General features: G+C 45.0%; 22 protein-coding genes and 1 riboswitch. Of the genes, 16 read left to right on the top strand and 6 right to left on the bottom strand.

Translation table 11 applies throughout. The annotated features are described in order from the left end of the window. The first annotated feature begins 40 nt into the window (after window positions 1–40). The 6 genes from rsxC to C1A10_RS17375 are packed head-to-tail and all read left to right on the top strand — an operon-like array spanning window position 41 to window position 5,042. Entirely contained in the window at window positions 41–1,351 is a 1,311-nt protein-coding gene (gene rsxC, locus C1A10_RS17400; protein WP_101911458.1) for an electron transport complex subunit RsxC, read from the top strand. A 17-nt stretch (window positions 1,352–1,368) separates the two neighbouring features. After that, window positions 1,369–2,394 carry an RnfABCDGE type electron transport complex subunit D gene (locus C1A10_RS17395; RefSeq protein ID WP_479724269.1) on the top strand — a complete coding sequence of 342 codons (1,026 nt, stop codon included), beginning with the start codon at window positions 1,369–1,371 and terminating at the stop codon, window positions 2,392–2,394. 15 nt (window positions 2,395–2,409) lie between these two features. After that, entirely contained in the window at window positions 2,410–2,925 is a 516-nt protein-coding gene (locus tag C1A10_RS17390; protein ID WP_101911457.1) for an RnfABCDGE type electron transport complex subunit G, read from the top strand. Window positions 2,926–2,928: 3 nt separating this feature from the next. Further along, the gene (gene rsxE, locus C1A10_RS17385; protein WP_101911456.1) at window positions 2,929–3,618 is read left to right on the top strand and encodes an electron transport complex subunit RsxE; all 690 of its coding nucleotides are present in this window, start codon (window positions 2,929–2,931) and stop codon (window positions 3,616–3,618) included. Next, window positions 3,618–4,211, top strand: a complete 594-nt coding sequence (rsxA, locus tag C1A10_RS17380; protein ID WP_101911455.1) for an electron transport complex subunit RsxA — start codon at window positions 3,618–3,620, stop codon at window positions 4,209–4,211. The genes rsxE and rsxA overlap by 1 nt, the downstream gene beginning before the upstream one ends. A gap of 18 nt (window positions 4,212–4,229) precedes the next feature. Then, on the top strand, window positions 4,230–5,042 hold the full coding sequence (locus C1A10_RS17375) for an RnfABCDGE type electron transport complex subunit B (RefSeq protein ID WP_101911454.1): 813 nt from the start codon (window positions 4,230–4,232) through the stop codon (window positions 5,040–5,042). 42 nt (window positions 5,043–5,084) lie between these two features. On the opposite strand, the gene C1A10_RS17370 is transcribed toward C1A10_RS17375, so the two are convergent. Further along, on the bottom strand, window positions 5,085–6,050 hold the full coding sequence (locus C1A10_RS17370) for an RluA family pseudouridine synthase (RefSeq protein ID WP_101911453.1): 966 nt from the start codon (window positions 6,048–6,050) through the stop codon (window positions 5,085–5,087). 132 nt (window positions 6,051–6,182) lie between these two features. Here C1A10_RS17370 and pyrE point away from each other — a divergent pair, with 132 nt between their 5' ends. Together pyrE and C1A10_RS17360 are read left to right on the top strand one after the other, a co-directional pair. Beyond that, on the top strand, window positions 6,183–6,773 hold the full coding sequence (pyrE, locus tag C1A10_RS17365) for an orotate phosphoribosyltransferase (protein ID WP_101911452.1): 591 nt from the start codon (window positions 6,183–6,185) through the stop codon (window positions 6,771–6,773). Between the two features lie 24 nt (window positions 6,774–6,797). Beyond that, window positions 6,798–7,490: a JAB domain-containing protein gene (locus C1A10_RS17360; protein WP_101911451.1), complete on the top strand. Its 693-nt coding sequence runs from the start codon at window positions 6,798–6,800 to the stop codon at window positions 7,488–7,490. A 54-nt stretch (window positions 7,491–7,544) separates the two neighbouring features. Here C1A10_RS17360 and C1A10_RS17355 read toward each other — a convergent pair whose 3' ends face one another. Genes C1A10_RS17355 through asd form a run of 4 tightly spaced genes read right to left on the bottom strand, consistent with a single transcriptional unit; the run spans window position 7,545 to window position 10,822 of the window. Then, a complete protein-coding gene (locus C1A10_RS17355; RefSeq protein WP_101911450.1) occupies window positions 7,545–8,021 on the bottom strand; it encodes an ACT domain-containing protein in 477 nt (158 codons plus the stop codon). Between the two features lie 25 nt (window positions 8,022–8,046). Next, a complete protein-coding gene (gene dapB / locus C1A10_RS17350) occupies window positions 8,047–8,796 on the bottom strand; it encodes a 4-hydroxy-tetrahydrodipicolinate reductase (RefSeq protein ID WP_101911449.1) in 750 nt (249 codons plus the stop codon). A 22-nt stretch (window positions 8,797–8,818) separates the two neighbouring features. Further along, window positions 8,819–9,706, bottom strand: a complete 888-nt coding sequence (gene dapA, locus C1A10_RS17345; protein WP_101911448.1) for a 4-hydroxy-tetrahydrodipicolinate synthase — start codon at window positions 9,704–9,706, stop codon at window positions 8,819–8,821. Window positions 9,707–9,742: 36 nt separating this feature from the next. Next, complete coding sequence (gene asd / locus C1A10_RS17340; RefSeq protein ID WP_101911447.1) at window positions 9,743–10,822, bottom strand: aspartate-semialdehyde dehydrogenase; 1,080 nt, start codon at window positions 10,820–10,822, stop codon at window positions 9,743–9,745. Between the two features lie 133 nt (window positions 10,823–10,955). Further along, window positions 10,956–11,128: riboswitch (Lysine riboswitch) on the bottom strand. A gap of 124 nt (window positions 11,129–11,252) precedes the next feature. On the opposite strand from asd, the gene queA reads away from it, so the two are divergent. The 8 genes from queA to C1A10_RS17300 all read left to right on the top strand — a co-directional run bounded on the left by queA (window position 11,253) and on the right by C1A10_RS17300 (window position 17,564). Next, complete coding sequence (queA, locus tag C1A10_RS17335) at window positions 11,253–12,281, top strand: tRNA preQ1(34) S-adenosylmethionine ribosyltransferase-isomerase QueA (RefSeq protein WP_101911446.1); 1,029 nt, start codon at window positions 11,253–11,255, stop codon at window positions 12,279–12,281. A gap of 12 nt (window positions 12,282–12,293) precedes the next feature. Further along, window positions 12,294–13,424 carry a tRNA guanosine(34) transglycosylase Tgt gene (gene tgt, locus C1A10_RS17330; RefSeq protein ID WP_101911445.1) on the top strand — a complete coding sequence of 377 codons (1,131 nt, stop codon included), beginning with the start codon at window positions 12,294–12,296 and terminating at the stop codon, window positions 13,422–13,424. A 97-nt stretch (window positions 13,425–13,521) separates the two neighbouring features. Then, window positions 13,522–13,848 (top strand): preprotein translocase subunit YajC, encoded by a 327-nt coding sequence (yajC, locus tag C1A10_RS17325; protein WP_101911444.1) that lies wholly within the window; start codon window positions 13,522–13,524, stop codon window positions 13,846–13,848. Between the two features lie 62 nt (window positions 13,849–13,910). Next, window positions 13,911–14,309 carry a TIGR04086 family membrane protein gene (locus C1A10_RS17320; protein ID WP_180951203.1) on the top strand — a complete coding sequence of 133 codons (399 nt, stop codon included), beginning with the start codon at window positions 13,911–13,913 and terminating at the stop codon, window positions 14,307–14,309. Window positions 14,310–14,373: 64 nt separating this feature from the next. Next, the gene (gene scfA / locus C1A10_RS17315) at window positions 14,374–14,520 is read left to right on the top strand and encodes a six-cysteine ranthipeptide SCIFF (RefSeq protein WP_101911442.1); all 147 of its coding nucleotides are present in this window, start codon (window positions 14,374–14,376) and stop codon (window positions 14,518–14,520) included. An 83-nt stretch (window positions 14,521–14,603) separates the two neighbouring features. Continuing rightward, a complete protein-coding gene (gene scfB, locus C1A10_RS17310; protein ID WP_101911441.1) occupies window positions 14,604–15,968 on the top strand; it encodes a thioether cross-link-forming SCIFF peptide maturase in 1,365 nt (454 codons plus the stop codon). 12 nt (window positions 15,969–15,980) lie between these two features. Next, a complete protein-coding gene (gene proC / locus C1A10_RS17305) occupies window positions 15,981–16,778 on the top strand; it encodes a pyrroline-5-carboxylate reductase (protein WP_101911440.1) in 798 nt (265 codons plus the stop codon). A 111-nt stretch (window positions 16,779–16,889) separates the two neighbouring features. Beyond that, complete coding sequence (locus tag C1A10_RS17300; protein ID WP_145997763.1) at window positions 16,890–17,564, top strand: stage II sporulation protein M; 675 nt, start codon at window positions 16,890–16,892, stop codon at window positions 17,562–17,564. Here the strand turns inward: C1A10_RS17300 and C1A10_RS17295 are convergent. Next, window positions 17,550–18,563 carry a tyrosine recombinase XerC gene (locus C1A10_RS17295; protein ID WP_101911438.1) on the bottom strand — a complete coding sequence of 338 codons (1,014 nt, stop codon included), beginning with the start codon at window positions 18,561–18,563 and terminating at the stop codon, window positions 17,550–17,552. The genes C1A10_RS17300 and C1A10_RS17295 overlap by 15 nt on opposite strands. Between the last annotated feature and the right edge of the window lie 138 nt (window positions 18,564–18,701).

Genomic DNA, 18,701 nt, shown 5'->3' with positions numbered 1-18,701 from the left:
GCAATATACAGCAATTATTCTCAGAGGAGGAATAAAGGGAATGAGTTTTTTGCAGAAAACAATGAAGGGTGCGAAAATCGGACACTTCAAGAATACTGAAAATTGTCCAAGCACTGCAATGCCGATCCCGAAAGAGGTCTGCATTTCCATGTCGCAGCACATGGGACCACCCTGTACGCCGGCCGTCCAAAAAGGCGATGCCGTGAAGGTGGGTACACTGATTGGGGACAGTACAGCTTTTTTGAGCGCACCGATCCATTCCAGCGTGTCCGGGACCGTGACAAATATTACGGAGTTGGTTACTGCCAATGGTTCCAGAACACAGGTTGTGATCATTGAAACAGACGGGCAGCAGACAGTTGACGAGTCTGTGAAACCACCGGTCATTGAAAACCATGTGGATTTTGTAAAAGCTATCCGGGCATCCGGCCTGGTTGGCCTTGGCGGGGCGGGTTTTCCTACACATATCAAAATGAACCCCAAAAACCTGTCAGAGGTAGACACATTGGTGGTGAACGCTGCCGAATGCGAACCGTACATTACGTCTGATTACCGTACCATTATTGAGCGTTCAGGAGATGTGCTTGACGGAATTGCTGCTATCAAAAAATACGTTGGGATTACGCAGGTAAAAATTGCGGTGGAGAGCAATAAGCCGCAGGCGATCGAATTGCTGCGCAGGCTCACGGAAAAAGACCCCAGTATTGAGGTTTGCAGTTTAAATGCAATTTATCCAAAAGGTGCTGAAAAAGTAGCAGTTTTTGAAACCACCGGCCGGGTGATCAAAGAGGGGATGCTGCCGTCTGATGCGGGCGTGATCGTCAATAATATTACATCCACCGCGTTTATTGGCCAGTATCTGCGTACCGGCATGCCGCTGGTAAGCAAATGCCTGACGGTTGACGGGGGAGCTATTAAAGAGCCCAAGAATGTTATAGCGCCTATCGGCGCGCATTTTTCCGATGTAATCGCATTTTGCGGCGGGTACTCCTGTACACCCAAAAAACTGATGATGGGCGGACCGATGATGGGTATCTTATTATTTGATGATACATATCCGGTCTTGAAAAACAATAACGCGATGCTTGCCTTTGATGAAAGTCAAACAAAAGTTGAACCCGAACAAGCCTGTATTCGCTGCGGCAGATGTATGCATGCATGTCCGTATCATCTGATGCCCCGCCAGATTGAACTTGCATCGCAAAATGATAACCTTGAACTGTTAGACAAGCTCAAAGTCATGCTTTGCATGGAGTGCGGAAGCTGTTCTTATGTATGTCCGGCAAAACGTGATCTGACATTCTCAAATAAACTGGCAAAACAAAAACTGCGCGCGGCAGCGAAAAAGTAGAATAGGAGGGCTATCAATTGGCTTCAATTATAACGGAAAATCAAGTCCAGGCAGCTGAAAGTTCAAAACTGATTATGACACCGTCCCCGCATATTAAAGATTCCATTTCCACAAAGAAAATTATGCTGACGGTCTCAGCTGCTTTGGTTCCTACCATCCTCGCTTCTGTATATTACTTCGGGTTTCGGGCTTTAGTATTGACGGTGGTCAGCGTGCTGTCCTGTGTATTATTTGAATATCTGTTTACCATACTGACAAAAAGAGAACCCACCATTGGGGACTGCAGTGCCGTGGTAACCGGAATCATTCTTGCCTGCAATGTACCCGTTACATTGCCATTGTGGATGATCGTATTTGGCGCTTTTATCGCGATTGTTGTGGTAAAATGCCTGTTTGGCGGAATCGGGTGCAATTTTGCAAACCCAGCGGCGACCGCCCGCATTTTTCTGTTAGTCTCCTTTGCGGGCCATATGACTTCCTGGGTAGCGCCTTTACGCGGAGCGATGGAGTCTATTGCCGGAGCCACTCCGGGCCAGATTATTCGCGTCATGGGAGTTGACATGGTTGCTTCCGCGACTCCGCTGAGCGGCAAGATGGAGCAGCTGCCTTCGCTTCTTCAGATGTTCTTAGGCGCCCGCGGCGGCTCACTTGGGGAAACCTGCGCAATTGCGCTTCTCCTGGGCGGTTTGTTCCTGATCTATAAGGGAATTATCAGCTGGGTAATTCCGGTATCTACGCTTGGAAGTATCTTTGTGTTTGCGCTTCTCTTCGGTGCGAATCCGTTTTATGCGGTTCTTTCGGGCGGTGCTATGATCGGCGCGTTCTTTATGGCTACAGATTATTCCACCTGCCCCGTTACAGATAAGGGCAAGGCCATTTTCGGAATCGGCATCGGCTTCATTACAATGATTATCCGTAGTTTCTGCTCTTATCCGGAAGGAATGTCTTACGCAATTTTGCTGATGAATATTATCACACCGCATATTGACAGCCTCACGATTACAAAACCGTTTGGAGCTGTCTTTGCGCAGAAAACAGAATAAGGGGGAGGGGCGCATATGAAAGAGTTACTGAAACCAATTATTGTATTGACAGCGATCTGTCTCATTACTTCGGGACTGCTTGGCGCTACCTATAATGTAACGGCGCCTCTGATTGCGCAGTCGGAAAAGAAAGCATCCGATGAGGCAATGTCGGAAGTGCTTCCTGCCGCGACCTCATTCACTGAGGTCCAGGTCGACGGCGTTGAAGGACTGCTGATTGCGGCTAAGGACGAAAGCGGTGCCGGATGGGCATTCAAAGTTCAGGACAAGGGCTTTGGCGGCGCTTATGTAATTATGGTCGGCATTGGTTCTGATGGGAAAATTACCGGCACAAAGCTGCTTGACAATTCAGAAACTCCGGGATTGGGCTCAAAAACCGGGATGCCGTCCTTTACCGGCCAGTTCGTCGGAAAAGACAAGGAGCTGGAAGGCGTTGAGACCATTACCGGAGCTACCATTTCCTCGAAAGCGTTCCTGCGTGCGGTTGCAACCGCATATACTGCTTTTGAGGCTGTAGGGGAGGGTGCATAAACAATGAGTGATTTAACGAAAAAGAGCAATTGGCAGGTATTATTAAACGGTATTATTAAAGAAAATCCTACCTTGGTCCTGATTCTTGGTACTTGCCCGACACTTGCGGTTACCACCATGGCTGTCAACGGTATCGGAATGGGTTTGGCGGCAATGGTCGTTTTAATCGGGTCAAATGTGGTAATTTCTCTTCTGAAAAATATCATTCCGGATAAGGTCCGCATCCCTTGCTATATCGTCGTCATCGCAGGTTTTGTAACGATCGTTCAGTTTTTGGTGAAGGCTTATGCCCCCGCTTTGGACAAAGCCCTCGGCGTTTATCTGCCGCTGATCGTTGTGAACTGTATCATCCTTGGGCGCGCTGAAATGTTTGCAAATAAAAATACCGTTTTGGCTTCTGCCTGTGACGGTATTGGCATGGGGCTTGGATTTACGCTTGCGTTGTTCTGCATGGGTTCCATCCGTGAATTGATTGGAAACGGCACCTGGATGGGTTACACGATCACTGCAAATTTATGGGATCCTGTCATTGTCTTTTTGCTTGCCCCCGGCGGCTTTATGGTTTTCGGAGCGCTGATCGCGCTGGTGAACTTCCTGACGAAGGGCAAAGCAATTAAAAAGAAAGAATTTGGCTGTGCAGGCTGTCCGTCTGCATCTGTCTGCTCTGTTGCACAGAAGGGAGGCTGTAACTGATGAAAGAATTTGCAATTATTCTTGTCAGCGCGGTTCTTGTAAACAACTACGTTTTAGCAAAGTTTCTGGGAATCTGCCCGTTCCTTGGAGTCAGTAAAAAGCTGGATTCCGCGTTTGGAATGAGCGTAGCGGTTACATTTGTTATGGCGCTGGCCACCGCCGCCACATGGCCTATTTATACCTATGTGCTTGTACCCAGAGATTTGACATATCTGCAAACCATTGTGTTTATTCTGATTATTGCCGCATTGGTGCAATTTATCGAACTGGTCCTGAAAAGATATATCCCTGCTCTGCATCGCGGGCTGGGCATTTACCTTCCGCTGATTACCACCAACTGCGCTGTGCTGGGTGTAACAATTTTGAACCTCGATGAAGGATATAACTTTGCACAGTCAATGGTGAACTCGATTGGTTCCGGACTGGGATTCCTGCTGGCAATGGTGCTGTTTTCCGGCGTACGCTCCCGTGTCGATGCATCCGCCACAGTCCCGAAGTCTTTTCAGGGTATCCCGATTACACTGATTGCAGCGTCCATCTGTTCGATCAGCTTTATGGGCTTCAGCGGTATCGTTGACGGCCTGTTCAAATAGTTAGGAGGCAAGGGCAAAATGATATTACCGATTATAATTGTAGGCGCAATCGGCCTGCTGGCTTCCATCTTGTTGGTTATTGCTGCAAAAGTAATGGCTGTACCGGCCGACGAATTGTTTGAAGCCGTCAGGGCTGAACTGCCGGGTGCAAACTGCGGTGCGTGCGGCTATGCTGGCTGTGATGACTATGCAAAAGCCTGCGCCCATAATGGGGCAAAAACAAACCTGTGTATTCCCGGCGGAGGTGAGGTCGCGAAAAAAGTAAGCGCAGCCCTCGGCGTTGTCAGTGAAGATGTGGAACCGCAGTATGCGGTTGTCCGTTGCTCCGGCAACTGTTACGCAACCGACAGCATCATGGATTACCGCGGCAAACAATCCTGTGCAGCCTGTAATTTCTTTTATCAGGGCAAAGGAAGCTGCTCACACGGTTGTCTCGGCTACGGTGATTGCGTCGATGTATGTAAATACGGAGCGATTTCAATTGTAGACGGCATTGCAATCATTGACAAGTCTGCTTGTGTAGGATGCGGCATGTGCGCAAAGGTTTGTCCGAATCATTTAATTAACATTATCCCTAAAAAAAGCACGGTTTATGTGGGCTGCAGCTCACATGATAAGGGTGCTTTTACCCGAAAAGTTTGTAAAAACGGTTGTATCGGATGCAAAAAATGTGAGAAGACCTGTGAATCCGGCGCGATTACCGTTACCGACAACCTGGCTGCAATCGATCCTGCTAAGTGTACAAACTGTGGTGCCTGTGCCGCCGCTTGTCCGACAGGCGCGATTGTAACCTGCGAATCCCGTTGTGAAACAATTTCTAAAGGCGCATAAAGAGAAGCCCGTACTGGTGACAGTACGGGCTTTGTTCTTATATTATTTAATTTTTCCAGTAAGAAAATCATCTCGAAACCAAATCTGCTTCACTTCGAAGCTTTTTTCGTTCAGATAATTTAAAATATCTGCGTCGGTTGAAAAACAAAAAGTTAGTTTATAGGAATAGAGTGCCTGCGATTTATATCCTGTTCCTTTGTTATCACGGTTGTGCCCATATTTGGTATCCCCAAGCAAAGGATGCCCAATGGAGGCAAGATGCGCTCGGATTTGGTGTGTTCGTCCGGTAAGCAAATCAATCTCCAGCAGAGAAAATCTGCCGTTTTGTCCCAACACCCGGTAACGTGTGAGAACTGTTCGGCCATCTTTTACTGGATGGTCAAAAATTTTCGCCATATTTGTTTCCGTATCTTTTAACAGAAAGCCTTTCAATGTATCTTCTTTTAACGGCATCGTTCCGTGTACAATGCAAAGGTATTGCTTCATGATTTCCCGCTCTTTTATTTTTTCGTTCAGGATGCGCAGGGAAGCTGCATTTTTGGCGGCAATTACAATCCCTCCCGTATTGAGATCAATACGGTTGCAAAGAGAAGGGACAAAACTGTTTTCCGCACTCGGGTCATACTCGCCTTTCTGATACAGGTAATGGAGAATGCGGTTGATTAAAGTATCTACGGTATGCTGGTTATCTTCATGTACGACCAGTCCGGGGCGCTTATCGATCAATAGGATATTTTCGTCCTCATAAACAATGGAAAGCGCTGTCGGAGCGTGTAAAAATGATTGCCTGGATTCTGATTCTGCGAAAAATTCATCATTGAGGTAAAGAGACAATTCGTCGCCTTCGGTAAGGCGTGTGGAACTATCGCAGCGTTTCCCATTCAGTTTGATCCGTTTCAAACGGATTGACTTATAGAGCAAAGACTGCGGCAATAAGGGAACAGCTTTCGCTAGAAACTTATCAACGCGCTGTCCGGCATCGTTGGTATTAATGACAAATTGTTTCATAATATCCTCCAAAACCTGTGTATGCGGATAATTATAGCATATTTAACTGATATTCGATAGATTCTATTTGCAAAAATACTTTCGTTTGATATAATAATAAATAAATGATCTAATACAAGTGAGGGAGCAACCATGATAACACGTGAACGAGTTGAGGAAATATTAAGGGAATCCGGAGTCCTTTTGGAAGGACATTTTTTACTTACATCGGGAAGGCACTCGGATAAATATATGCAGTGCGCGAAAATTTTTCGCCACACGAAATACAGTGAAGAACTTTGTGCTGCTTTAGCAGAACAATATAAAGATGAAATAATAGATGTTGTGATCGGGCCTGCCATGGGAGCGGTACAAATGGCATATGAGGTAAGTCGTGCGATTGGATGTGAAAATTTCTTTACCGAACGTGTAGACGGAAAGATGGTTTTGCGCCGTGGATTCGAAGTGACACAAGGCATGCGCTGCCTGCTTGTTGAAGATGTGGTAACAACCGGCGGCTCCGTTAAGGAAGTAGCGGAATTAGTCAAAGAGGCCGGAGGCATTGTTGTCGGAATTGGTTCTATTGTGGATCGCAGTAACGGGACTGTGGATTTTGGGGTTCCGTTCAAGTCAGTTTATCCGATTGAAGTGACTTCCTGGGAGGCTGATGAGTGTCCGCTATGCAAAGAGGGGAAGTTCCCGGCAATAAAGCCCGGCAGCAGAAATCTGGCTAATAAAAAATAAAAGGAAATCAACGGTGGTGTGCGGATGTCGAGCGTTCATGAAGGGCATAGGCAACGTTTGAAGGACCGTTTTTTAAAAAATGGTTTGGATGATTTTGAAACACACAATGTGCTGGAGTTGCTTTTATTTTACGCAGTGCCTCAACGGGATACCAACGAATTGGCACATCGGCTGCTTAAACAGTTTGGTTCGCTGTCTGCGGTTTTCAATGCACATTTTGATGAGCTATGCAAGGTAGAAGGGGTAGGCCACAATGTTGCCACCCTCATCAAGATGATTCCCGATCTGGCTCGTCGTTATTTAGATGATTGTGATCAAAAAACAGTTACCTTAACGACAATCGATGCAATTGGTGAATTTCTTCGGCCGAAATTTATTGGACGGACAAAAGAACAGATTTTCTTGCTATGTCTGAATAATAAAGGCGGCGTGGCTTATGGTGACTTTATTGTTGAAGGTACGATTGATTCCGCACCCATGTATACCCGCAATATTCTTGAAATTGCACTTCGCTGTTCTGCAATGTCGGTAATTCTTGCGCATAATCATCCGAATGGTCTTGCGATTCCATCAAATGCGGACCTTGTAGCTACACAAATTATTTATCAGGCGTTGGGAGTGGCAAAAATTAAATTAATTGACCATTTTATTTTTGCTGGTTCCGATTATGTTTCTATGAGAAGCTCAGGCTTTTTTACTTTTCAAAATGAAATTTAGGTAAAAGCAACAGGCGGAAGAACTGATCAGTTCTTCCGCCTGAATTCATTTTGTTCAGAATTCCGCACGAACGGAAAAGGCATTTTCCAAGGCTTCAACAGCTTCACCGAAGTGTGGTTGTGTTACCAAAAGCGAGATATCCACTTCACTCGTTGTAATGAGAGCAAGTTCGACACCTGTTTTTTCTATCGCAGCGATCGCGGAAGCCGCAACCCCGTACATTGACCGCATTTCTTCACCATAAAGCTGAATCTTGCAGTTCCCATTGCTGATCATCGGTTTTAACTCCGAACTTTTTTCGCGGAAGCGTCCGGCCAGTTCCAGTACTTTAATAAGCTGACTCGAAGGCAGAGTAAACGAAAGATCAATCAAATGGCCCTGCGGGGCAGTCTGGCTGATCATATCCAAATTAATTCCTGCTTTTGAAAACTCAGAAAAAATCTCTGATATCAAAGAAAGATTGTTTGGTACCTTGTGGAAAGTGACAAGAGCCACATCTTCACAAATTGTCATCTTTGACACGCCATTCATATTCAGCGCTTCCTTTCTCTGCCGATTAAACAAGATCTCCCATATCGTATAAGCCATTTTCCTGATCGCACAGGAACAGTGCGGCATTGATGCTTCCAACGGCAAATACTTCTTTACTGGCCGCCGAATGGGAAAGTGTGATGACTTCGTCACGGCCGGCGAAAATAACTTCATGCTCTCCTACAATTGTTCCCCCGCGCACCGAATGAATTCCGATCTCGTCTTTAGAACGCTTTTTACGTATGGCATGTCGATCATAAATGTACTGAGGCTCATTGGCCAAAGCGCTTGAAACCGCATCTGCAAGCATCAGCGCGGTACCGCTTGGGGCATCAATCTTCTGATTATGATGTTTTTCAATGATTTCAATATCAAACTGATCCCCAAGTACCGATGCGGCTTTTTTTGCCAGCTGTGCCAAAAGGTTGACGCCAAGCGACATATTAAAGGTAAAAAACAGTGGAACCTCTTTGGATTTTTCATGAATCAGGGCAATTTGGGCGGCAGAAAGCCCTGTAGTAGCGATTACAGCCGGCACATGGGCATGCACAGCGTATTCTAACAGAGGTCCGAGCGCACTTGGGTGGGAAAAATCAATGATGACATCAGACTCAACCGAACATTCAACCAGAGAGGTAAATACCGGATAGGCGTCCAAAACCGTCCCGGAAATATCAATTCCGGCTACGATTGTGCAGTCGTTTCGTTCCCGCACACAGGCGGTAATCATTCTCCCCATCTTTCCGTTACAGCCGGACAGCAGGATCCTTTTCATTTGAACCTCCATCAGCCGCTCATCAAAGGAGTTTAACGGCTTTCATTTCTTTTATCAGCAGTTCTCTGCCCGCATCACTGATATCAACAAGCGGCAATCTGCAATGTCCGGCTTTCCAGCCGAGCAGATTCATTGCCTCTTTAACCGGAATGGGGTTTACATCACAGAACAGGACGTCAATGAGTCCCATCAACCGGATTTGAAGTGCTGCGCTTTCTGCCGTTTTGCCGTCAAAGTAAAGCTGGCAGATATCATGCGTTTCTTTTGGCATGATATTGGAAAGTACGGAAATGACGCCTTTCCCACCCAAAGAGAGGATCGGAACAATTTGGTCATCGTTTCCGGAATAGATATCAAGATTATCACCGCAAAGATAGCGTGTTTGAGCAACTGCGGAAAGATTTCCGTTGGCTTCCTTCACTGCCACGATATTGGGGTGTTTAGATAACGCCAGATAGGTTTCCGGCTTAATGTTCATCCCCGTGCGGCTGGGTACATTATATAAAATGATTGGCAGATCGGTGGCATCTGCAATGGCTTCAAAGTGCCGAATCAACCCCGGTTGGGAGGTCTTATTATAATAGGGCGTCACATGCAGCAGCGCATCAGCGCCAGCTGCTTTCGCTTCTTTCGAAAGCCATACAGCGTAATCTGTGTGGTTGCTCCCGACGCCTGCCACAACTGGTACGCGTCTGCCAACCTTGTCTACGGTAAACCGGACGGACTCCACATGTTCTTCATCACTGAATGTTGAGGCCTCTCCGGTCGTACCGGCAATCACAATCGCATCCGTTCCATGAGCAATTTGATGGTCAATAATACGGCCCAACTCTTCCCAGTCTATGGAGCCGTCTTCATGCATTGGGGTAATGATCGCGCATCCAGCGCCTGTGAAAATCGTATTTTTCACGATGAATCAATCCTTTACCAATAGTATTATGTCAGATTAATCAAAATAACCTTTTGCCGCGAGCAATTCAGCGAGCAGAACACCGCCGCCCGCTGCTCCGCGCAGGGTATTGTGGGAAAGGCAAACAAACTTGTAATCGTATTGCGTATCTTGGCGAAGCCGGCCGATAGAGACCGCCATGCCGTTTTCCAGATTACGGTCCAACTTGGTCTGCGGACGATTTTCTTCCTCAAAATAGTGCAGAAATTGCTTCGGTGCACTGGGCAGATTGAGAGCCTGCGGTTCACCGGAATAGGAGGCCCATTTTTCTTTGATCTGTTCAATAGTGGGTTTCCTGTCAAAGCTGACAAACACCGCAGCCATATGGCCGTCACTGCAAGGAACCCGCAGGCACTGTGCTGTGAGGGAAGGGGATTTCGCAGACACAATTTCTCCGTCTTTTACTTCTCCCCAGATCTTCAGCGGCTCATTTTCGCTCTTGCCTTCTTCGCCCCCGATAAACGGGATCACGTTATCAATCATTTCCGGCCAGGTCTCAAAGGTCTTTCCGGCACCGGAAATTGCCTGATAGGTACAGACAAGTGACTTTGTGACGCCAAAATCAGCCCTCAGCGGGTGCAGGGCGGGGACATAACTCTGCAAAGAGCAATTGGACTTTACAGCGATAAAGCCGCGTTTCGTGCCAAGGCGTTTGCGCTGCGCGGGAATAATCTCGGCATGGGCAGCGTTGATTTCGGGAATAATCATAGGAACGTCGGGGGTAAACCTGTGAGCGGAGTTATTGGAAATGACCGGGCATTCTGCCTTCGCGTAAGCCTCTTCCAGCGCCTTAATTTCATCTTTTTTCATATCAACCGCGCAGAAAACAAAATCAACTTTTTTCACGACCGCTTCCACATCGGAAGCGTCCATGACTATCATCTTTTTAACAGCTTCCGGCATCGGGGCAGGCATCGCCCAGCGGTTACCGATTGCTTCTTCATACGTTTTTCCCGCTGAACGGGGGGAAGCGGCTACCACGACAAGGCGGAACCAAGGATGATTTTCCAGCAGAGAAATAAATCTCTGTCCAACCATACCTGTTGCGCCAACAACACCAACATGAAATTCTTTCATTGCTCGACATTCCTTTCAATCGAATCATTTTACGTCATACGTTCAGATATTAAAAAAACCGGTTGAAAACCGGCGCAAATTGCAATATAATAGAGAAGTTATCGTGATTGACACAGGACATACGTATCCCGTTGCCACCCATAGCTCTCCATCATATTACATGATGACAGTCACACGTCTTTCGACCATGTGCCCAGAAAAATGTTGCCAGCATCTTTCTTCGGCGTCTGTCCCTTTCACACGGCTTTTAACGACTCTGGCAGTCTAGGTCCGGATACTGATGAAAGACGCGCCTCTACCGGTTCGGCTTAATATAATATATACTCGATGATTCTATTTTTTATAATATTATCATTGAAAATCGCTGATGTCAACAAAATATGATGATTTAACACAATAAATTGCCTGGAAATTTGGAGGACCTGAAAAAATGAAAAAATCGGACTTCTTTTTTGATCTGCCTGAAGATCAGATTGCGCAAACACCGATAGAACCCCGGGATCATTCCCGTTTATTAAAGCTGGATCGCCGGACAGGAGAAACAGACCACTATCACTTTTATGATATCATTGACTTTCTGAATCCGGGAGATACACTGGTAGTCAATACTTCAAGAGTCATTCCCGCACGGCTTTTTGGAACGAAGGAAAAAACCGGAGGCGCCATGCAATTTCTTCTTTTGGAACAAAAAGAAAGAGATGTCTGGGAGGTTATGGTCAAGCCGGGAAAAAAGGCAAAGGAAGGCGCACGCTTTGTATTCGGAAACGGTCTTTTGACTGCTGAAATCCTGAAAACAGTGGAAGGCGGAAACCGGTTGGTTCATATGCATTATGAGGGCTCCAATATTTATCCGATTTTGGAACAGATTGGAAAGATGCCTTTGCCTCCTTATATTACAAAGGAGCTTCAGGATAATGAACGGTATCAGACCGTTTATTCCAAAGAGCTTGGTTCCGCCGCGGCACCGACCGCCGGCTTGCATTTTACAAAAGAGCTGCTTGAAAAGATTCAAAAGAAAGGAATCAATGTTGTCGATGTAACGTTGCATGTTGGAATAGGCACTTTTCGCCCGGTTAAGGTGGAGGAAATTACGGAGCACCATATGCATTCCGAACACTATCATCTTTCAAAACATACCGCGGATGTGATCAATGAAACGAAAAAAAGAGGGAATCGCGTGATCGCGGTTGGAACAACCAGCTGCCGCACTTTGGAATCTGTAGCCACAAAGCTCGGGAAAATTCGTGAAGACGACGACAACACCAGCATTTTTATTTATCCGGGTTATCAGTTTAAAGTATTGGATGGCCTGATTACGAATTTCCATCTTCCAGAAAGCACCTTGATTATGCTGGTCAGTGCGTTTGCAGGTTATGAGCACACGATGAAAGCTTATGAAACCGCTGTTAAAGAGCATTACAGATTTTTTAGTTTCGGGGACGCAATGCTGATTGTATAAGGAGAATGAAAAATGTACAGATTAATGAAAAAAGAAGGTCATGCGCGGCGAGGGGAATTTGAGACAGTACATGGTACCGTGCAGACCCCCGCATTTATGAATGTGGGCACTTCGGCTGCGATTAAAGGCGGCATTTCCTCTATCGACTTGGTAGACTTAAAGTGTCAGGTTGAACTGTGCAACACCTATCATCTGCATGTTCGTCCCGGGGATGATGTTATCCGCGAAATGGGCGGCCTTCACAAGTTTATGAACTGGCATCGTCCCATTTTGACAGACAGCGGTGGGTTTCAGGTATTTTCCCTTGCGAAGCTGCGCAAAATTAAAGAGGAAGGGGTTACGTTTGCCTGTCATTTAGACGGCCATCGGATTTTTATGGGGCCGGAAGAAAGCATGCGCATCCAGTCCAATTTAGCATCCACGATTGCCATGGCTTTCGATGAGTGCGTAGAAAATCCCGCGCCTTATGACTATGTATCCAGATCGATCGCTCGGACGACCAGATGGCTTGTGCGCTGCAAAAAGGAACTGGAGCGGCTGAACGCTTTGCCAGATACACTGAATCCTCACCAGATGCTGTTCGGCATCAATCAGGGCTCTACTTACACAGATTTGAGAATTCAACACATGCAGGAAATCGCAGAGCTTGATTTAAACGGCTATGCCATCGGCGGTCTGGCGGTAGGGGAAACAGTACAGGAAATGTATGATACGATTGAGGCTGTCGAACCGTATATGCCATCTGATAAGCCGCGTTATTTAATGGGGGTAGGGACGCCTGTCAACATCCTGGAAGGGGTACACAGAGGGATTGACCTGTTTGACTGTGTGATGCCGAGCCGCAATGCGCGTCACGGAACCCTGTTTACATGGGACGGTATCCGTATCCTGCATAATGAAAAATATAAAACCGATCCGCATCCGTTGGATGAGCACTGCGGCTGCCCTGTATGCCGTGACCACAGCAGGGCTTATCTTCGTCATTTGTTCCGTTCGAACGAAATTTTAGCTTCCCGGCTGGGAGTCATGCATAACCTGTATTTTTATAATACGCTGATGGAAAAAATTCGTGAAGCATTGGATAATGGAACTTTTGAAACTTTTTATAAACACTGGGTACCAATTTTAGGGCGCAGAATTTAATGGATGCATGTTTTATAAAGTACTTGCATGACATACAAAAAAACAGTATAATAATACCAATGTCTAAAATTTTTCATAAAATTTGGAGGTCGTTTCAATGTTACTACTGGATGCTACAGCTACACAGGCTGGCACCGCCGGAACTCTGATGAGCTTTTTGCCGTTAGTCCTGATTTTTGTCATTTTTTATTTTTTGCTGATCAGGCCACAAAAAAAACGTGAAAAAGAGACCCAGTCTATGCGCTCCAATCTTGAAGTTGGAGATGAGATTATCACAATTGGCGGTGTTATCGGAACCATTATTTCTATGCGTGATGACAGCCTTTTAATTGAAACGGGTTCTGACCGGAATAAAATCCGGATTGCCCGCTGGGCAATCCAGCAGAATAACACTCCGCACGAAAAAGCTCCTGCTGTTAAGTAATAAACGGACTGGCATATTGGGCTGTACAAATGAATACTCTTGTACAAAAAGGGGGGATTTATTTGAAGCAGCCTAATATGCAGGGGGCGAAACGTTTTTTCCGCCCAATTACTTATGGAATTATTTCGGGCGTGGCGGCGTGTCTGTTATTGCTGATTTTCATGTCTGTGGTTATGGAGCTTCAGGATGTTCCAGAATCTGCTGTCACACTGATGGCAACTCTGACATTCGTTTTTGGCGGTATGATTGCTGGACTGATCAGTTCCGGCATGTCCCGTGAAAAGGGGTTGCTGATGGGGCTGGTGTGTGGAATTTGCCTGTTTGGCGTTTTAAGCTTGGCCAGTCTCGCATTATGTGGAGGGGATTTTGGCATAGCGGCACTGACAAAATTGGTTGCCGTTCTTCTTGCCGGCTCCATTGGCGGAGTAGCCGGAGTCAACAAAAGAAAAAAATGCAGATGATTGAATTATTGCCAGAAACATGATATAATAATTGGGCAAATTCAAAGAAACGAGGATATAAGTCATGAAACACGTAAAAACGATTAACCATGCGAACTTAAAAGAATCCGCTGTTAAAGGCGGTTGCGGCGAATGTCAGGCATCCTGCCAATCCGCCTGCAAAACTTCCTGCACTGTTGCTAATCAGAAATGTGAAAACAAAAACAAATAAATTGGATTTTTTGTTTGAGGATAATGGCAGTTGCAGAACTGCCATTATCCTTTTACGCTAAAGTTTCATTATGGAGAATTAGAATGATACATCAATATAAGCTAAATGGTTACAATATCGTACTTGATGTGAACAGCGGTGCTGTACATATTGTGGATGATCTGTTTTACGACATGCTCGGCTGTTTGGACGAACAGCTCACCGAAAAATGCCCGGACTGGCTGTTTCAGCGTTTTGAACAGGGGCATACCAGACAGGAAATTGAAGAAACTTATCAGGAAATTTTTACTCTGCACAAGGCAGACCAATTATTTTCCTCAGATGATTATGATAAATTTGCAAAGATGATGGTGCCATCCCCGGTGAAAGCAATGTGTTTACATATCGCCCATGACTGCAATCTGCGCTGCAAATATTGTTTCGCGGATTCCGGCGAATATATGGGGCATCGGGAGTTGATGTCTGCCGAGATTGGAAAAGCGGCAATTGACTATTTGATTAAGTATTCCTATGGACGGCATAATTTAGAGGTCGATTTTTTCGGCGGCGAGCCACTGATGAACTTTGATGTGGTCAAAGAAGTTGTAAAATATGCACGTTCGCTTGAAAAAGAACATGACAAGCTATTTCGCTTTACAATTACAACGAACGGCATTTTGCTGAACGATGATAAAATAGATTTTATCAACCGGGAAATGTCCAATGTGGTATTGTCCATTGACGGCCGTAAAGAAGTCAATGATCCTATGCGCCCCCATGTTGACGGCAGGGGGAGCTATGCCAGCATTATTCCAAAATTCCAGCGTTTGGTAGAAAAGCGCCGGAATGGCCAGTTTGACCAGTACTATGTAAGAGGTACTTTCACAAAGTTTAATAAGGATTTTGCAAATGATGTGCTGCATTTAAATAGTCTGGGCTTTGATCAGATTTCGGTGGAGCCGGTAGTGGCTGATCCTTCAGCGCCATATGCTTTAACCGAACAAGATCTTCCTGAGGTTTTTGCTGAATACGAACGTTTAGCCGACATCATGGTAAAACGGGCAGGAACCAAGGAAGATTTCAACTTTTTCCACTTCATGATTGACTTGGATCAAGGTCCCTGTGCAATTAAACGTTTGCGTGGCTGTGGCTGCGGCAACGAATACGTTGCTGTTACGCCTTCCGGCGATGTTTATCCCTGTCATCAGTTTGTCGGGCACACCGATTGGAAGATGGGTGATGTGTTCAGCCAGTCACTTGACTTTGAACGGAAGAAACAGTTTGCATCGGCCACTGTTTACGGTAAAAAGGAATGTAAAAATTGTTGGGCCAAATTTTACTGTTCCGGGGGATGTAACGCCAACAGCATGCAATATTGCGGAGATATCCTGAAACCGTTTCAATTGTCCTGTGAACTGGAAAAGAAACGTGTCGAATGCGCAATTATGATTAAGGCGGCGACACTTTAAGGGAGTGATTTGTTGAAAATTGGGTTTATTGGAACTGGTAAAATGGCTGGAGCAATTATCAACGGAATTATTTCATCGCGGATGCTTAGCGCAGATGAAATCGCGGTTTACGATGTTAACCGGGATGTCTGTGACAGTTATCAAAACTGTGGATTTCATGCCTGCAATACAATTGGGCAATTGGTGTCTGCTTGCGAATATGTTGTTTTATCTGTGAAGCCGCAAAACTTTACAGATGTAATGACAGAGATTAAGCTTTATGCAAATCCTAAAACAGTTTTCGTAACAATCATGGCCGGTATCAGTGCTGAAGCAATTAAGCAGGAACTTGGATTTGACGCTAAAGTGATTCGGGTTATGCCAAATACACCTCTTTTGGTAGGATATGGTTCTATCGCTTTGAGCCGTATTGAGCCTGCAACAGCAGAAGAATTTCATTTTATCAAAGAAGTGTTTGCATCTGCAGGCAAGGTGGAAGAGATTTCACCGGACATGATGAATGAAGTGATTCCTCTGAATGGCAGCAGCCCGGCTTATATTTATCTCTTTGCAAAAGTGTTTGTTGACCGGGCCGTCGAATTAGGATTTGATGCGGGAGTTGCGAACCGGCTTTTTTGCAACAGCCTGATCGGTTGCGCTAAAATGATGATGGAAACAGGGAAGACTCATCAGGAACTGATCGACATGGTTACATCCAAGGGTGGTACTACTTTTAAAGGCTTGGAGGCACTCTCAAGAAATCACTTTAATCAGGCTTTATTGGAGTGCTTTGATGATACGATCAAACGTGCTTATGAGCTTGGAAAGTGAAAAATTACCATCTACAGGGAAGAGGGAAGAAGGGCAGTATTCCGCAAGGAATAAAAAAATGTCAGCCATCATATGCTTTCTATGAGAAGTTAAAGTGAAAGGATGGCTGCAATGAGTTGGAATACTTATAATTTGGACAAGATCTATCAGCAAATGACCGCAAAACCAGTTTCACAAAGACGTGAGAGGTTGGCTTTGCGGCCGTTTCATACACATTTTGGATTGAATCATCTGCTTGCCGGCCTGTTTTTGCTTGGAATGCTGGCTGGAACGTTGCTGATCCGAAACGCTGACAGCACTACGATAACTACGATGCAAGCTGTACTTGGCGGTTATATCGAACGCCGTCAGACAGCTTCCTTTTTGGGTGTCGCGGCGGCAACATTCAGTTCCTTATTTGTAATGCTGGTCTTATTGTTTGTCTGTGGGTTTTGCACGATTTCTCAGCCTATTATTATTTTTGTACCCATATTTAAAGGTTTAGGCTATGGTTTTTCAATTGGAATGCTTTATGCGCAATATGGGTTCTCGGCGATACGATATATACTGGTTCTTTTGTTTCCGGTATTATTAATGGGAACCTGTTTGCTGATTTTGGCATGCAGGGCATCTTTATTAATGGCTGTTTCTCTTTTCCGAATGACATTACTTGCGCAGCAGCAAACAGACTCTTCCCGTGTTCGCCGCTACTGTATGAAATTTGTAGCATTTACTGTTATTTGTTTATTGATTTCTTTGATAGACGCAGTCCTTTTTTATAAACTGGGAGGTTTAATCACTCTTTGAAACTTTAGGAGCACGTCTTTTCTTTACGGGAGTCACATTAGAAAGCGGAGAATTTTTAGCTGCATTCTCCATTTGAGTATTTGATACGTGAGTATATATTTCAGTTGTTGAAAGACTGACGTGGCCTAATATCTCCTTCAACACACGGATATCCACATTGCCATGCTGGTACATCAGCGTAGCAGCAGTATGGCGAAGCTTATGGGGAGAATAACCTTGTCCTTCCAAGCCTGCCTGCCTGAGACAGTCAGCAATGATCTGTTCCACCCGTCTTGGCGTAATCCGAGTTCCACGTGAAGAAAGGAATAAGGCATCCCGGTGTTTTTCATTGTTTGGCGGTGTGCGTACATCTAAATAGGCTGATATTGCATTTTGACACGCATCATTCAAATAGATCATTCGTTCTTTATTACCTTTACCAAGCAGTCTGATTGTATTTTCTCTGATGTCATACAAGTTAATACCGACTAATTCCGAAAGCCTCATACCGCAGTTTAGGAAAAGTGTTACAATACAAAAATCCCGTTCATAATTGCTCGACTCTATACGTGTCAGCAATTCTAAACTTTCTTCCAGGGTCAAGTAACGCGGCATAGATTTCTTTATTGATGGTACTTCCAAATTTTCAACAGGATTCGTTTTTAAATAATTTGACTTTACTGTTAGATAACGAAAAAAAGATCTGATTGAAGACACCTTACGGGAACGGGTTTTAGCATTATTATCACGATCATTCGCTGCAAATGATAAAAACGCATAGACATCAGAAAGAGTTATTGATGAAATATCTTCAATTGAGATATCTTTAATTTGTATTTTCGAAAAATCATCTTGATTATCCGGGTCCTGTTTAATTATTTTAACACACTTTATGTATCTTAAAAATGTACGCAAATCGATATAATAAGCGTCAACTGTGCGTTTAGAGCGTCCTCGAATAGTAAGAATGTAAAATAAGAATTCTTTTAAATAATCCGGGCAATCCTGATATTCTGCCATTTTCTCTCCCCCTTATTACAGGAAATTTTTATTTAGCGAAATTACCTGTTATTTTCTTCCAGTCTATCACCCCCCGTCTAATTTGTCAAGAATCTCGTTGAGCTTCTCAAGAACGCAATCCGGTTTCTTATATCTGCG

The sequence above is a fragment of the Marasmitruncus massiliensis genome (assembly GCF_900186535.1).
GTDB lineage: Bacteria > Bacillota > Clostridia > Oscillospirales > Ruminococcaceae > Anaerotruncus > Anaerotruncus massiliensis_A.
Note: the sequence above shows the minus strand (reverse complement) of the source record. Positions and strands in the feature narration are given on the sequence as shown.